Genomic DNA, 15,235 nt, shown 5'->3' with positions numbered 1-15,235 from the left:
TTTATCTCCTTATTTTTATTGTTATTTCACTTTGATTTGAGTTTTGATCAAGGCATTTTATGCTGTGCTCGCCAAGAGTTAGATCAAACTTTTTTTCGCTTGCATTTTCTATCTTAGAAAAGTTCAAATCATCTATTTTTAGGTAAATTTCATCGCCTAAAAACGCGTAGCATTTTACCATAACTTGTGTAATATTTTCATCTGTCACTATCTCTTCATTGTCATACGGATAGGCAAAAACTGGCTTTTTATCTTTAAAAATTTCAGCACAAGGGCTTTTTTGTATCTCATCTTTATCCAAAAGCTCATTTTTAACCAAAAAATCAAGCTCTTCGCCCCTTAAACTTTCGCACTTATCCTTTAAATCTACACCATTTATCCTATCATCAAGCGCCATTTTTTTACACTTTTCATAGTTAAAGGCATCAATGCAAGTTGGCAGCTTTTCTATGCCATCTGGCTCACTCATAAATCTTAACTTCTCTTTTTGAGCGATTATCTTAAACATATCAAAAAGGCTCTTTGATACGTCATTTAGTCCTGTTAGTTTATCAGTTTTACTGGCATTAAAATTTCCAATCCAAATAGCAATTGTGTAATTTTCATCAACGCCTATGGCGTAAAGATCACGTGAGTTTGCGCTTGTACCAGTTTTAAAGGCTATTTTGGGCGTATTTTTGGCGTACTGCCAAGCATTTTTTAGATATGATCTTGAGGCTTCGCTTAGCATTTTAGCAGTTAAATAGGCACTTTGAGGCGAGATTAGAGTTACATTTTTCTCTTCATTTTTGTAGTTTTTTCCTGCAAACTCAAGTGGCCTATAAATGCCGTCATTAGCATAAATAGTATAAAGATGAGCAAGATCAAGCAGGCTCATTTCAGCACTTCCAAGCGTTATAGAAGCTCCATAATACTCCTTATTTTCATCTACTAAATTTACCTTTTCAAGTAGTTCGTAAAGGGAATTGTCTTTTAGTTTTAAGTTTAAATTTATAACCGGAATATTTAGGCTGAAATTTAGAGCATCTTTCGCGCTTACGATACCTAAAAAATCATTACTAAAATTCTTTGGGGCATACTCTTTTATATAAATTTGCGTGTCTATTAACTGCGAATTTGGCGTTATAAGCCCACTATCAAGCGCAAGTGAGTAGATAAAAGGCTTTAGCGTACTGCCGGTGTTTCGCTTCATATTTATGGCTGAGTTTTTGCCATCACGTGCGCGCTCATCGTGTGAGCCTATGAAGGCAACAACACTCATTTTTTTATTATCAATGACTACCGCAGCAGCGTTATTTGCATTTTTAGCCTTTAGCGAAAACATCGTATCTTTTAAAATTTTAAGCATATCTTTTTGTAAATTTAGATCCAAGCTAGCCTTTGAAATTTGGTTTTTAAAAGCGACATTTGCGTAGTCGCCTGCGTTTACAACGGCTCTTATCCTTACATTTTTAAATGGCTCGGCCTGTGCTCTTTTAAACGCACTAAGATCGATCAACTTTGCCTTGTAAAGCATCTTTATGACTCTGTTTTTTAGGGCATTTATGTTTGAAACATGATCTAGTCTATTTTTATTTGGATTTTTAGGGATCGTGCTTAAAAGTGCTGCCTGAGCGTAGCTAAGCTCATTTAGCTCTTTGCCAAAATAAAAAAAGCTAGCCGCTTTTGCACCCTCGATATTTCCGCCATATGGAGCTAAATTTAGATAAAAATTTAAAATTTCATCCTTGCTAAAGTGAAGCTCAAGCTGAAGTGCTCTAAAAATTTCTCTTACCTTATTTTTATAGCTTCGATCACTTGGCTCTAGCATCCTGGCTACTTGCATTGTGATAGTGCTCGCACCTATGCGGTTGTCGCTTCTTAGGTTGTGAAAAAATGCTCTAAAAATGGAGGCAAAATTTACGCCAAAATGGTAGTAAAAGTATCTATCTTCAAAGAGAACGACGCATTGTTTTAGCGAATTTGGAAAGCTTTGCTCGTGAAATCTCCAAATTCCATCACTACTAAGCTTCATATTTATAATGTTGCCATTTTTGTCAAGCAAAATTTTGGCTTCATCTTTTTTAAGCGCATCTAAATTTAGTGGATAAATTTGATCTAATATCAAAAAAATAGCAACCAAAAGAGCCAAAAATAGGGCAAGAAATTTTAGAAATTTAAACTTTTTCATCGGCGTGATTATAGCTGTTAAAGTTTAAGTAGCTATAATTAGGCCTTTTTAAAAAAGAGGAAGACATGCCCTTATCTAGGTTAAACAAAGAACAATACACCGCCGCAACTGCGCCCTTTGGACACAATCTCATCATCGCTTCAGCTGGCACTGGCAAAACCAGTACCATTGTCGCACGCATAGCTCATCTTTTAAATTTAGGCATCTCGCCAGAGAAAATTTTGCTTCTAACTTTCACCAACAAAGCAGCGAGCGAGATGATAGAGCGTTTAAATAGGTATTTTGACAAATCAGTCACCTCTAAAATCACAGCGGGCACCTTCCACTCGGTCTCATTTTCGCTTTTAAAAAGCCTTGATAAAGGCGTCACGCTAAAGCAGCCAAGCGAGCTAAAGACGCTTTTAAAAAGTCTTGTTGAGAGGCGTAAATTTTACCATTTAAGCGACGTCAAACCTTATGGCGGAGCTTATCTATACGACCTTTACTCGCTCTTTCAAAACAGCGAGCAGGGCACTACTTTTGGCAAATGGATAAGCGATAAGAGCGAAGAGCAGGGCGTTTATGCTGAAATTTATGAAGATGTTTTAGAGGAGTTTGAGGCCGAAAAGGCTAAATTTGCCTACGCTGATTTTAACGATCTTCTTATAAAAATGCGCGACGAGCTAAAAAAGGGAGCAAATTTAGCTTATGATGAAATTTTGATCGACGAGTATCAAGACACAAACACGCTTCAAGGTAGCCTCATAGACGCATTTGCGACGAAGAGCCTATTTTGCGTGGGCGATTTTGACCAGAGTATTTACGCATTTAATGGCGCAAATATCGAGATAATAGGCTCATTTAAAGATCGCTTTCCAAACGCAAATATCTACGCTTTAAATGTAAACTACCGCTCAAGCTCAAGCATACTTACCCTTGCAAATAAGGTGATAAATAACAATCCAAGGCTTTATGAAAAGCACTTAACCGTAAGCCGCGAGGGAAATTTCAAGCCCCCAAGACTGCTTGTTTATAACGAGCTTTTTGATCAGTATCAAAACATCGCTGACATCATCTCGCTTTCGCCATTTAATAGGGAAAATATTGCTATCATCTTTAGAAATAACTCATCAGCTGACGGCATCGAGGTCGCACTAAAAGAGCGAGGTATCAGTTCAAAGCGAAAGGGTGGGGTGAGCTTCTTTGAGAGCCGCGAGATCAAGGCACTCATCGACATCATGGGAATTTATGTCAATCCAAAAGATATAATGGCATTTATCCACATCTGCGAATACGCAAAGGGCGTTGGCAGCGCGGTTAGCAAAGAAATTTTTGACGCGCTGCTTAAGCTCGGACATGGAAATTTGATAAAAGGGATACTTGAGCCAGATGAAAGCGTAAATATCTCATCAAATAAAAGGCGAAACTACCAGCTAGGACTTTTTGACGATCTTGACGAATTTGCCGAAATTTCAAGGTTTTCTAAGCTTGGCTTTAGCGATAAATTTCTAGGTCATCCTGTGCTAAAACTACAAAAGCTAAGCGAGAGCGGGGCGCAGTTTTTATATGAAATTTACAACTTTTTAAGAGGCATGAGAAATATCTCAAAGCCAGCCACGATGATAAATGAGATAAAAACTAGCAAAATTTACTCACTAATCGTCGAAAACATCAGCACAAAAAGGGCAACTCTAAAAAACGGTAACGTCGATCTGGCGCTCAAAGAAGAGGTCAAAGAGCGCATAATGGCAAAGAGTGTGGTGCTAAGCGAGCTAGCTAAAAAATATCAAGATATCAGTAAATTTTATAACTTCTTAGCCCTTGGAAGCAACGAGATGAGCGAAGGGCAGGGCGTTAGCTTGCTTAGCGTGCATGCGAGCAAGGGGCTTGAATTTGACCAAGTTTTCATAGTAGATCTCGCTCAAAACCGCTTTCCAAATTTAAAGCTAATGAGCATGGGTGGCAGCCTAGAAGAAGAAAGACGGCTCTTTTACGTAGCAGTAACAAGGGCTAAAGACGAGCTATATCTTAGTTATGCAAAATACGACAAGATAAAGAAGGTGAATTATCAGCCAAGTAGGTTTTTGATAGAGGCTGGCATGGCAAAAGAGGAAGTTTAAAGAGAATTTTAATCTTATTAAGTAAAATTGACCAATTTTTTACAAAGAGAAGCAATGAAAAAATCTAAAATTTTAATAATCCTGCTTATTTTAGGCGTCGGTGGATATTTTATCTATGATAATTTTTTTAAGATAAAAGATGAAAAGGTGGAATTTATCACCAAAAAGGCGAAGAAAGGTTCATTTAGTAAAAAAGTTGATGCGACTGGAGAAATTTTTGCCACAGAGCTAGTTGATGTGGGTGCTCAGGTGAGTGGCCAGATAAAAAAACTCTATGTTAAGCTTGGAGATCAGGTCAAAAAAGGTGATATGATCGCAAGTATCGATAGCTCGACCCAGCAAAATAGCATAGACAATAAAGAAGCACAGCTAGCCATCTACAAAGCTCAGCTTGAAAGCGTAAAAGTGGCTCTAAATATCGCTAAAACACAGTTTGATAGAGAAAACGCACTTTTTGCCAAAAACGCCACTTCAAAACAAGAATTTGAAAGTGCAAAAAACACATATAGCGCAAATAGCGCCAAGATAAAGGAGCTCGAGGCTCAGATAAAGCAAACAAATATCGAGCTAAGCACAGCTAAGATAAATTTAGGCTACACAAAGATCACCGCTCCAAGAGACGGCGTCGTAGTTAGCGTGCAAGTAGAGGAGGGACAGACCGTAAATGCCAATCAAACTACGCCAACTATCGTAAAGATCGCAGATCTTAGCTATGTCAAGATGAAGATGCAAATAGCTGAGGGCGACATCACAAAGATAAAAGTCGGCACGCCAGTTGAGTACTCGATCCTCTCTGAGCCAACAAAAAAATTTCAAACGACGGTTAGCTCAATCGACCCTGGCTTAACGACATTAAGCGATGGTAGCTACGGCTCTAGTAGTAGTAGCAAATCCACAAGCTCAAGCACTTCAAGCAACTCAGCTGTTTATTATTACGCGCAAAGCATAGTTGAAAATAAAGATAAAATTTTAAGAATAGGCATGACCACGCAAAATGAGCTTTTAATAGCAAACGTAAAGGATGCTATCATAGTACCAAGTATTGGTATTAAAAAAGATGAAAACGGCACTTTTGTCTATGTTCTAAAAGATGACAAAGCGGTAAAAACAGCGGTAAAAACTGGCATAAAAGACAACCTCGATACGCAAATAATTAGTGGCGTAAATGAGGGTGATGAGATCATCACATCACAAGGCTCAGCAAGCGAAATAGCCAAGATGATCGAAAAAGAAAATAAGAAGTTTTAAGTGATAAGTCTAAAAAATATCACAAAAAGCTTTAAGCTAGGTGAGAATGAAATAGAAATTCTTCATGGCATAAATTTAGAGATAAAAAAGGGCGAATTTATAGCCATTATCGGTCAGTCTGGCTCTGGCAAATCAACGCTTATGAATATCCTTGGTTGCCTTGATAGTCCAAGTGGCGGGCAGTACCTGCTAGATGGCAAAGATATATCAAAATTTGATAGCGACGCACTTGCTAAGCTTAGACGAGATAAATTTGGCTTTATCTTTCAAAGATATAACCTTCTTAGCACAATGAACGCCCTTGAAAACGTCGCACTTCCTAGCATTTACGCAGGGGCAAATAAGAGCGACCGAGAGAAAAGAGGGATGGATATCTTAGACTCTCTTGGTCTTAGCGAAAAAGCAAAAAATTTACCAAACAAGCTCTCTGGCGGACAGCAGCAAAGAGTCTCTATAGCAAGGGCGCTGATGAATGGTGGCGAGATCATTTTAGCAGACGAGCCAACAGGCGCGCTTGATAGCAAAAGTGGGCTAAGAGTGATGGAAATTTTAGTGGATCTTTACAAAAAAGGTCACACCATCATCATCGTCACGCACGACCCAAAGATCGCCGAGTACGCGAGTCGTGTGATCGAGATAAAAGATGGCAATATCGTAAGTGATAATGTAAAAAACAGTGAAATTTTTGAGGCCAAAAAGCAAAACCAGCCAGAAAAGAGCAAATTTACCTACTATAAAGATCAGCTAATTGAAAGCTTTAAAATGTCGGTAAATGCGATGCTGGCTCATAAATTAAGATCGCTTCTTACAATGCTTGGCATTATAATTGGCATCACAGCGGTCATTAGCGTCGTAGCTCTTGGCAAAGGCTCACAAGAGCAAATTTTAGCTGGCATCAGAAAGATCGGTACAAATACGATCGACATAATGCCAGGAAAAGGCTTTGGCGACATGCTCTCGGGCAGGGTAAAAACGCTCTCTATAAGTGACGCAAATATGCTCTCAAAGCAGTCATTTCTTGACTCAGTCACTCCAAATACAAGCACTTCAGGCGTACTAACGTATGAAAATATCTCCTTAACAGCGACATTAAAAGGTGGTGGAGTAGGGAGCTTTGACGTAAATGGACTAAAGCTAGAAAAAGGAAGAATTTACGATGACGACGAGGTTTTAAACTCGGATTCTGTCACATTAATAGACCAAAATACTAAAAATAGCATATTTAAAAACGAAGACCCTATCGGTAAGATTATTCTTTTTAACAAAAAGCCACTTCGCATTATAGGCGTTTTGCAAAAAGATGAGTTTAAAATCGGCGATGCTAGCTCACTTAAAATTTATGCTCCATATACGACCGTGATAAACAAGATAACGGGCGATAAATTTATTAGCTCAATAACCGTAAAAGTAAATGAAAGCGTAAATGCTCAAATTGCAGAAAAGAGCCTAACTGATCTTTTAACGATAAAACACGGAAAAAAAGACTTCTTTACTAGAAATTCTGATAGCATCAAGCAAACTATCGAAGAGACCATCTCCACAATGCGCCTTCTAATATCAAGTATCGCTGTAGTTTCACTAGTAGTTGGTGGCATAGGCGTGATGAACATCATGCTAGTTTCAGTTACAGAGCGCACCAAAGAGATAGGCATCAAAATGGCGATCGGAGCTAGGCAGAGCAACATCTTGCAGCAGTTTTTGATAGAGGCGGTGCTACTTTGCTTAATTGGCGGAGCTATCGGTATAGCCTTTTCTTACGCGATCGGCTACATCTTTAACAACTTTTTAGATGGCTTTAGCATGATCTTTTCAAATGGCTCGATCGTGCTTGCGCTTGTCACGTCGATGGCCATTGGCATCATTTTTGGCTACATGCCTGCCAAAAATGCCTCAAAACTAAATCCAATAGATGCGCTTTCAAGGGAGTAATATGAAATTTCTAAGCTTAGCTTTAGTGCTCGTTTTAAGCGGCTGCGCTGTTAAAAATATAGATGAAAACTACAAGCAAATTTTACTTGAAGATAATGCTAGTAGTGAGCTAAATTTAGACACTTTTTGGTGGAAGCAGTATGAGCAAAGCTATCTTGATGAGCTTGTAGAACTTGCGCTTAAAAACAACACCGACCTTGCAAAAGCAGCGATAAATATAAATAAAGCACTCGCTCAAGCTGGCGTTTTGCAGGCAAATTTAATCCCAAGCTTTAACACTGGCATTGAGGCATCAAGCAACAAAAATATAAAAGAGGGCGGCGCTTCTAGTAGAAGTTTTGGCTCAAGCATAGGGCTTAGCTACGAGCTTGATCTTTGGCAAAAGCTTGCAAATAGCAAAGATGCAGCGATGTTTGAAGCAGATGCTACTAAATTTGATCTGGAAGCTAGCAAACTAAGCGTGATAAACTCCGTAACAGACGCCTATTTTCAGATTTTATATCTAAATGAGAGCATTAAAACTTATGAGCAAATTTTAGAAATTTATAATGAACTAAATGAGATAGTTAGGTTTAAATTTGAGCTTGGCAAAGAGGAAGCTCTAAGCCTAAAACAGATAAACTCGCAGCTTTTAAGCGCTCAAAATAAGATAGAAAGTGCCAAAAAAGAGCTTGTGAGTGCTAAAAAAACGCTTAGGATATTGCTAAATGAGAGGCCAGAATTTGAGCTTAAATTTGAAGTACTCACGCTAAGTCCCGTTAAAAGAGTGGGCGTTGATCTAGATGTGCCAACAAGCGCCATAGCAAACCGGCCTGATCTAAGAGCGGCCATTTACCGCATAGAAGAGGGCATCTTAAACTACAAAGCGAGCCAAAAAGAGTTTTACCCAAGTATCACGCTAGGAGCTAGCCTCAAAAGCAGCACCGACAAAAAAGAGGAAGCCTTTAGCCTTAAATTTCTAAATGGCAATGTCGCTCTAAATTTACCATTTTTAAACTACCACAAGCTAAAGTCAAATTTAAAGGTTAGCGAGGCAAATTTCGAGCTTGCAAAGCTAAACTACATAAGCACTCTAAATAGCGCATTAAACGAGATAGACGCATTTTACAAAGGCTACCTTAACGACGAAGCACTGCTTGCAAACTACCAAGAGCAGATAAAAAACTACGAGGAAATTTCAAAAATTTACGAGCTAAAATACTCTTACGGCAAGGTCGAGCTAAAGCAGTTTTTAGAGGCTAAAAACAGCGAACTAGAGGCCAAAATAGGGTTACTAAAAGCAAAATACACGCTTTTACAAGACGAGCTAAATATCTACAAAGCCATGGCTGGTAAATTTAATAGGTAAATTTATAAGCTTTGTTTAGAGCTATGAGACTAACGAGAGTAGCGCAGATAAGACTAAACAAACAAAAAAGAGTTGTGGAATTTCTATCATTTATGAGAAGATATGCTAGAAATTTTAGACTCACCAATCCTTATACTAAAAAATACACACTAAATGTCCGCATACTTTTCTATAGCTAAATTTAAAAAATAGGGTAGCTAAATTTTCTACCACAATTATTTTTGAAAATTGTAAAATTTTAACTAATTTTTTACAAATGTTTTTACATTAAATTTAATGGATAAATTAAAATCATACAAAAGATAAAATCCAAAATAAGCCTATAAATCAATATTTAAATTCATCTAAAAGAAAAAATAAAAAAATTAAAATAACAATTTGAAAATTATAGTTTTCAATACAAATATATAAAAAAGCTTGTATTTTACCTTTTAACATATTCATATAAGTATTATGCTTTTAAAATTATCTTTTTAAAATGAAAGTCATATTTGATTTTTCGAAAACTTACACACATTTAAAAGTAAGTTTTCGTTTTATAAGATTATGGATTTTAAGCCAAAAGCTCTTTTGCGATCATACTTATGCGTTTTGCTTCAGCACTTGCTCCGATCTCATCTTTTGCCATTTTCATTACAGCGCCTAAATTTCTACCAACTCCTTCAATAATCTTTTTTATTTTTTCTTTAAGCTCTTCATCGCTTAGTTGTGCTGGCAAATATGCCTTAATAAGCTCAATCTCGCCCTGCTCTTTTTTAGCCAAATCCTCTCTAGCACCTTTTATATAAAGCTCAACCGAGTCAGCCCTCTTTTTGATCTCCTTTTGAAGTAGCGGAAGTACCACTTCATCAGTCATTTCGATCCTTTGATCGACTTCGACCTGCTTAAGTGCTGCATTTAGCGTTCTTAAAGTATCTCTTTTAAACTCATCTTTTGCCTTCATAGCCTCTTTTATATCAGCTAAAATTTGCTCTCTTATACTCATTTCCTCTCCTTTAAATTTTTGAAATATTAACTAAAAATTTGTGATAATTTCTTGAAATTTTCCTTGTAGATAGGCCACCCCAACACCCTCTCTAAGCCCATCGTCAATAACTAAAAATTTTGCTTCTTGCTTACTTAAAAGCTCCTCTAAAAGCAAGGTTCCAGCGATGAGTGGATACTTTCTGTTTCTTCCAACCGCCAAATCTGCACTCTTATCATCCATCTTCAAAAGCTCATTTACAAACCAAGCAAGATCGTCATTTTTAAGCTCATATCCGCTTACTTTTTTCGGATCATAGTTCTCATAGTTAAGTCCAAGTCGTAGCGCTGTGATAGTAGTTGGTACGCCAGAAGTCAGCACGATAAATCTATTTTTTAAGCTATTTAAAAATTCTCTTGCATCTTTTGTATAAATTTTTGCATTTTCTTGCATTAAATCAAGCGTTTTAAATTTTTCAAAAAATGTAATAATGCCAAATTTAAAACTCATAAAATTTCCATCTTCACCGATCTCTGAGCTTGCTCCACCGATGTCAATGATACTAAAATTTTTACTGATTCCAAGCTTTCTAAAAGCATTTTGAACACCCAAAAATGTAAGCTTTGCTTCAGCTTCGCCACTTATTAGATGAAAATTTATACCAAATTTTTCTCTTATCTCGCTAAAAATTTCCTCACTATTTGACGCCACCCTAAAAGCCTCAGTTGCAACTGCTACGCATGTAAATTTATCAAAGTCAAATTTACTTTTAGCCTCCGATATCGCTTTAAAGAGCCTATTTTTGGACTCATCTGCTATCTTGCCACTTTCATTTAGCCCTCTAGCAGCTCCTACTATCTTTTCATAAATTTGCTCATTACTAAAGCCATTTTGTTTTTTTTTGACAAGTGCTACGCGAAATGTGTTTGAACCAAGATCGATCGCTATAACCAAAATTTATCCTTAAAATTTTTTGTAGATTCTAACATATGATAATTTAGTATCATTTAAAGTTGAAAAATTCTAAAAACTTTAATATTTTTCAAGATATAATCCCTATCAAAAACCTTATAAGGGGGCTTGATTGCTTCGAGATAACTTATTGGCATTTGTTATTTTTGCAATTTGTAGCGTTGGATTTTTCGTTTGGGGCTATCAGTACATCCCGACAAATAACTACTTTTTATTCTTGATCGCCGGCATGTTTGGTCTTTTTATGGCCTTTAATATCGGTGGAAATGACGTTGCAAACAGCTTTGGCACAAGCGTTGGCGCTAAGACTCTTACGCTTAAGCAAGCTCTCATCATCGCAGCCATTTTTGAGCTTAGCGGTGCGATATTTGCAGGATCTGAGGTTACAAATACGATTAGAAACGAGATCGTGAAATTTCCAAGCGATCTAAACCCGATGAAATTTGTCATCATCATGATCTCAGCCCTTCTTAGCTCTGGGCTTTGGCTATTTTACGCATCCAAAAAAGGTCTGCCAGTCTCAACCACCCACTCGATCGTTGGTGGCATCGTTGGCGCAGGACTTGCTATGGGTTTTATGATAAAAGATCCAGAGCCATTTAGCATGGTCTCATGGAGCGAGATCGGCAGGATCGCCGTAAGTTGGGTTATCTCACCACTACTTGGCGGCGTGATGTCTTACATAATATTTGGCTACGTAAAAAGTAAGATTATTGAGCCAACACATGAGCTCAAAATGAACCTAAAAGCTCTAAAAGCTGAGCGAAAAGCTTATAAAGAAAGCTTTATAAAGGCACTAAAAACAAAGCCGGCTGAGGAGCAAATAGCTACTCTTTCAAAGATCGCAGTTATCGACGAGGACGAGATCGAAACCACTGAATACAGCGAGTACCGCTCAAAAATTCGCATTATGAAAGACGGCGAAAAAGAGATAGACACTTTTAAAGCGATGAAAAAGCATATCCCAATTATCGCTGGATTTGCAGCAATGGTCATCTCATCAATGATGCTTTTTAAAGGGCTTGAGCATATAAATTTAGCCTTTAGCATCATCCAAACTATCTGGATCATCTTCGTCATCGGTGCTCTAGCGTATCTTGCAAGCCTTGCTATCATAAATGTCATGAGCAAAAACGATAGCGAAAAGAGTATCAATAGAATTTTCTCATGGTTTCAAATTTTTACCGCTTCATCTTTTGCGTTTTCACACGGAGCAAACGATATTGCAAATGCAGTTGGACCATTTGCCGCCGTACTCGACGTGCTAAAAACTGGCTCTATAAACGAAAGTTCACCCATACCAAGCATCGCAATGGTAACCTTTGGAATTTCGCTTGTCGTTGGACTTTGGTTTTTAGGTAAAGAGGTCATCACCACTATCGGCTCAAAACTAGCTGAAATTTTACCTACAACTGGCTTTAGCGCGGAGCTTGCCTCAAGTATCGTTATACTTCTAGCTACAAAGCTTGGCATACCAGTTAGCTCGACGCATATCCTAATAGGTGCGGTTTTGGGCATTGGCATCGTAAATAAAAATGCAAACTGGAAAATGGTAAGACCAATCATTCTTGCTTGGCTCATCACGCTTCCAGCAGCTGCTATCTCATCAGCTATATTTTATTTTGCCCTTGCTAAATTTTTAGGCGTTTAGATATATTTTTAAATAACAAAAATCGCCCTATTTTTTAGATATTTTTTGTATAAAAATTTATATGAGAGCTTGGCAAGTTGATACAACCTGCCAAGTAAATTTGAAGTTATTTCTTCTTAATGATGATCTTCTCACCATCGCTATCAATGGTGATCTCATCGCCACTTTCAAGCTCATCTTTTAAGATCATATCAGCGATCTTATCTTCAACTAGCTCATAAAGCGCTCTTCTAAGAGGCCTTGCGCCATAAACTATGTCAAAGCCAGCTTTTGCGATAAATTTCTTAGCCTCTTCGCTCAAAATTGCCTTGATACCGCGGTTATGAAGAGTTTTTTCAAGCTCTTTAAACATGATTTCAACGATAGAGATTAGACCCTCTTCATTTAAAGGATTAAAGATGATGGTGTCATCAAGCCTATTTAAAAACTCTGGTTTAAAGTAGTTCTTAAGCTCATTTTTAACAGCAGCGTCACGCTCTTCACCCTTTAGCTCCATTATGAAACTTGAAGCGATGTTTGAAGTTAAAATAATGATAGTGTTTTTAAAATCAACTGTTACACCTTTATTGTCAGTCGCACGTCCATCATCAAGTATGCCAAGAAGTATGTTAAATACGTCTTTGTGTGCCTTTTCAACTTCGTCAAAAAGTATGACCGAGTAAGGTCGTCTACGAACAGCCTCTGTTAGCTGACCACCCTCGTCATATCCAACATATCCTGGAGGTGCACCAAGAAGCCTACTCACGCTGTGTTTTTCCATATATTCGCTCATATCAAAACGAATGAGCGCCTTCTCATCATCAAATAAAAATTTAGCCAAAGCCTTAGCAGACTGAGTTTTACCAACGCCTGTTGGTCCAAGAAATAAAAATGAACCAATCGGCCTTTGGCCTTCGTTTAGTCCTGCTTTATTTCTCTTAACAGCACGTGCAAGTGCGTGTAATGCGTCATCTTGACCGACAACGCTCTCTCTTAGATGCTCCTCAATGCGGAGATATTTCTCTTTTTCACTTGTTAGCATCTTCTTAACTGAAATTCCAGTCCATTTGCTCAAAATTTCAGCCACAAGCTCTTCATCAACTTGATTTTTAAGGAGCACGCCCTCTTTTTTCATGCCTTCCCATTTTTCCTCAAGCTCATGTTTATGCTTTTTGGCATCTGCTATTTTGCCGTATTCTATCTCAGCTGCTTTTTGAAGATCACCATTTCTTTTTGCTATTTCAGCTTGTGATTTTAAGCTATCTATCTCTTTTGTGGCTTTTGAAATTCCTCCAAAAACAGCCTTTTCATTTTCAAATTTTGTATCAAGTGCCAGCTTTTTCTCATTTAGATTAGCTATCTCTTTTTCGATCTCACCAAGTCTTTCTTTATTTTTATCCGCATCCTCCATCTTTAGAGCTTCTTTTTCTACCTGAAGCGTCACGATCTCACGTTTTATCTTTGAAAGCTCGTATGGCTCGCTCTCTATTTGCATCTTAAGCTCAGCTGCTGCCTCGTCGATAAGGTCGATCGCCTTATCTGGCAAGAAGCGGTTTGCGATGTAGCGGTCACTTAGCCTTGCTGCGGCAACTAGTGCGCTATCAGTTATGGTGATGCCGTGGTGAACTTCAAGGCGCTCTTTTATACCACGTAAAATTTGCAAAGCCTCATTTACACTTGGCTCTTTGACGTCTATTGGTTGGAAGCGTCTTTGAAGTGCTGCATCTTTTTCAAAGTATTTTCTATACTCTTTTAATGTTGTTGCACCAACGGCGTGAAGCTCTCCACGTGCAAGAGCTGGTTTTAGGATATTTGCAGCGTCCATGCCACCCTCGCTCGCACCAGCTCCAACTATGGTGTGAATTTCATCTATAAAAAGTATGATGTTGCCAGCTTTTTTAACCTCGTCGATGACAGCTTTTAGTCTATCTTCAAACTCACCTCTATACTTTGCGCCAGCTACAACTGCACTCATATCAAGCGCGATGACACGCTTGTTTGCAAGGCTTGTTGGCACATCGCGAACCACTATCTTTTGAGCTAGCCCCTCAACGATGGCTGTTTTACCAACACCTGGCTCACCAAGCAAGATAGGGTTGTTTTTGCTCTTTCTTATTAAAATTTGCATCATTCTAGTGATCTCTTCATCACGGCCGATGACTGGATCAAGCTCTTTATTTAGTGCTTTTTGTGTGAGATCTATGCCAAATTTTTCTAGACTATCAAGGGTATCATCGCCAGTTTGACTATCTATCTTTTTACCACCTCTTATGCTTTCAAGGTTCTTTTTGATCTCTAAGATATCGCAAAATTTACTTAAAATTTGTTTGATCTCACTAAGTTCAAGAGATGAGATGATCCATGTATCAACAGCGATGTAACTATCACCCATGCTTACCATCAACGCTTTTGCATTTTCAAGAGAATTTATAAGCTCTCTTGAAACTGAAACATTATCTTTTGTGACATTTGAGCTGCTTGGAAGTGAAGAAATTTTACTTTTTACTTCAAGCTCGACAGCATCTTTACTTACATTCATTTTATTAAACACTTGGTTTAAAATGGAATTGCTATCTGCAAGCAAAGCCCAAAAAATATGAAGCGGAACAACTTGCGGATTTTTAGAAAATATCGCTAAACTAATACCTTTTTCAAGAGTTTCTTGCATCTGAGCTGTTAAATTTTCTGTTATATCAGCCATTAAATCTCCTTGGGTTATTTTATATGGTTGCCATTATATAACTTTAGTCTTATATTGTCAAGTATTTTTATAATGCTTGTCACTCTTTTTATTTAATTGCTAAAATTTGCTGTTATAAATTTGTATCAAAAACTATCTAAAAGCAAAAATATAAGCTTAAATTTATACTTTTTT

General features: G+C 37.7%; 9 protein-coding genes. 5 read left to right on the top strand and 4 right to left on the bottom strand.

Translation table 11 applies throughout. The annotated features are described in order from the left end of the window. Window position 1: 1 nt before the first annotated feature. Window positions 2-2,170, bottom strand: a complete 2,169-nt coding sequence (gene pbpC / locus CVT18_RS05525) for a penicillin-binding protein 1C (protein ID WP_103628207.1) — start codon at window positions 2,168-2,170, stop codon at window positions 2-4. Window positions 2,171-2,235: 65 nt separating this feature from the next. Between pbpC and CVT18_RS05520 the strand changes: the two genes are divergently transcribed. From CVT18_RS05520 to CVT18_RS05505, 4 genes are read left to right on the top strand one after another with little or no spacing between them, the layout of a single operon-like run. Beyond that, entirely contained in the window at window positions 2,236-4,269 is a 2,034-nt protein-coding gene (locus CVT18_RS05520; RefSeq protein ID WP_103628206.1) for an ATP-dependent helicase, read from the top strand. Between the two features lie 54 nt (window positions 4,270-4,323). Further along, window positions 4,324-5,517 (top strand): efflux RND transporter periplasmic adaptor subunit, encoded by a 1,194-nt coding sequence (locus CVT18_RS05515; RefSeq protein ID WP_103628205.1) that lies wholly within the window; start codon window positions 4,324-4,326, stop codon window positions 5,515-5,517. Then, entirely contained in the window at window positions 5,518-7,446 is a 1,929-nt protein-coding gene (locus tag CVT18_RS05510; protein WP_103628204.1) for a MacB family efflux pump subunit, read from the top strand. It begins immediately after the preceding gene. 1 nt (window position 7,447) lies between these two features. After that, on the top strand, window positions 7,448-8,794 hold the full coding sequence (locus CVT18_RS05505; protein WP_103628203.1) for a TolC family protein: 1,347 nt from the start codon (window positions 7,448-7,450) through the stop codon (window positions 8,792-8,794). Window positions 8,795-9,347: 553 nt separating this feature from the next. Here the strand turns inward: CVT18_RS05505 and CVT18_RS05500 are convergent. Next, window positions 9,348-9,779: a GatB/YqeY domain-containing protein gene (locus tag CVT18_RS05500; protein ID WP_054196646.1), complete on the bottom strand. Its 432-nt coding sequence runs from the start codon at window positions 9,777-9,779 to the stop codon at window positions 9,348-9,350. A 30-nt stretch (window positions 9,780-9,809) separates the two neighbouring features. Beyond that, entirely contained in the window at window positions 9,810-10,712 is a 903-nt protein-coding gene (locus tag CVT18_RS05495; protein ID WP_103629371.1) for a disulfide bond formation protein DsbA, read from the bottom strand. Between the two features lie 130 nt (window positions 10,713-10,842). On the opposite strand from CVT18_RS05495, the gene CVT18_RS05490 reads away from it, so the two are divergent. Further along, window positions 10,843-12,381, top strand: coding sequence for an inorganic phosphate transporter (locus tag CVT18_RS05490; protein WP_103629372.1), 1,539 nt, complete (start codon window positions 10,843-10,845; stop codon window positions 12,379-12,381). Window positions 12,382-12,487: 106 nt separating this feature from the next. Here the strand turns inward: CVT18_RS05490 and CVT18_RS05485 are convergent, their stop codons facing one another. Further along, window positions 12,488-15,061: an ATP-dependent Clp protease ATP-binding subunit gene (locus tag CVT18_RS05485; RefSeq protein WP_103629373.1), complete on the bottom strand. Its 2,574-nt coding sequence runs from the start codon at window positions 15,059-15,061 to the stop codon at window positions 12,488-12,490. Window positions 15,062-15,235: the final 174 nt, after the last annotated feature.

Origin of the sequence: Campylobacter concisus (genome assembly GCF_003048405.1) — a bacterium.
Lineage (GTDB): Bacteria > Campylobacterota > Campylobacteria > Campylobacterales > Campylobacteraceae > Campylobacter_A > Campylobacter_A concisus_Q.
Note: the sequence above shows the minus strand (reverse complement) of the source record. Positions and strands in the feature narration are given on the sequence as shown.

Bases quoted from the DNA above. Each gene is read 5' to 3' on its own strand.
- CVT18_RS05520 (WP_103628206.1), top strand. From the start codon at position 2,236: ATGCCCTTATCTAGGTTAAACAAAGAACAATACACCGCCGCAACTGCG.
- CVT18_RS05505 (WP_103628203.1), top strand. From the start codon at position 7,448: ATGAAATTTCTAAGCTTAGCTTTAGTGCTCGTTTTAAGCGGCTGCGCT.
- CVT18_RS05515 (WP_103628205.1), top strand. From the start codon at position 4,324: ATGAAAAAATCTAAAATTTTAATAATCCTGCTTATTTTAGGCGTCGGT.
- CVT18_RS05485 (WP_103629373.1), bottom strand. From the start codon at position 15,061: ATGGCTGATATAACAGAAAATTTAACAGCTCAGATGCAAGAAACTCTT.
- pbpC (WP_103628207.1), bottom strand. From the start codon at position 2,170: ATGAAAAAGTTTAAATTTCTAAAATTTCTTGCCCTATTTTTGGCTCTT.
- CVT18_RS05500 (WP_054196646.1), bottom strand. From the start codon at position 9,779: ATGAGTATAAGAGAGCAAATTTTAGCTGATATAAAAGAGGCTATGAAG.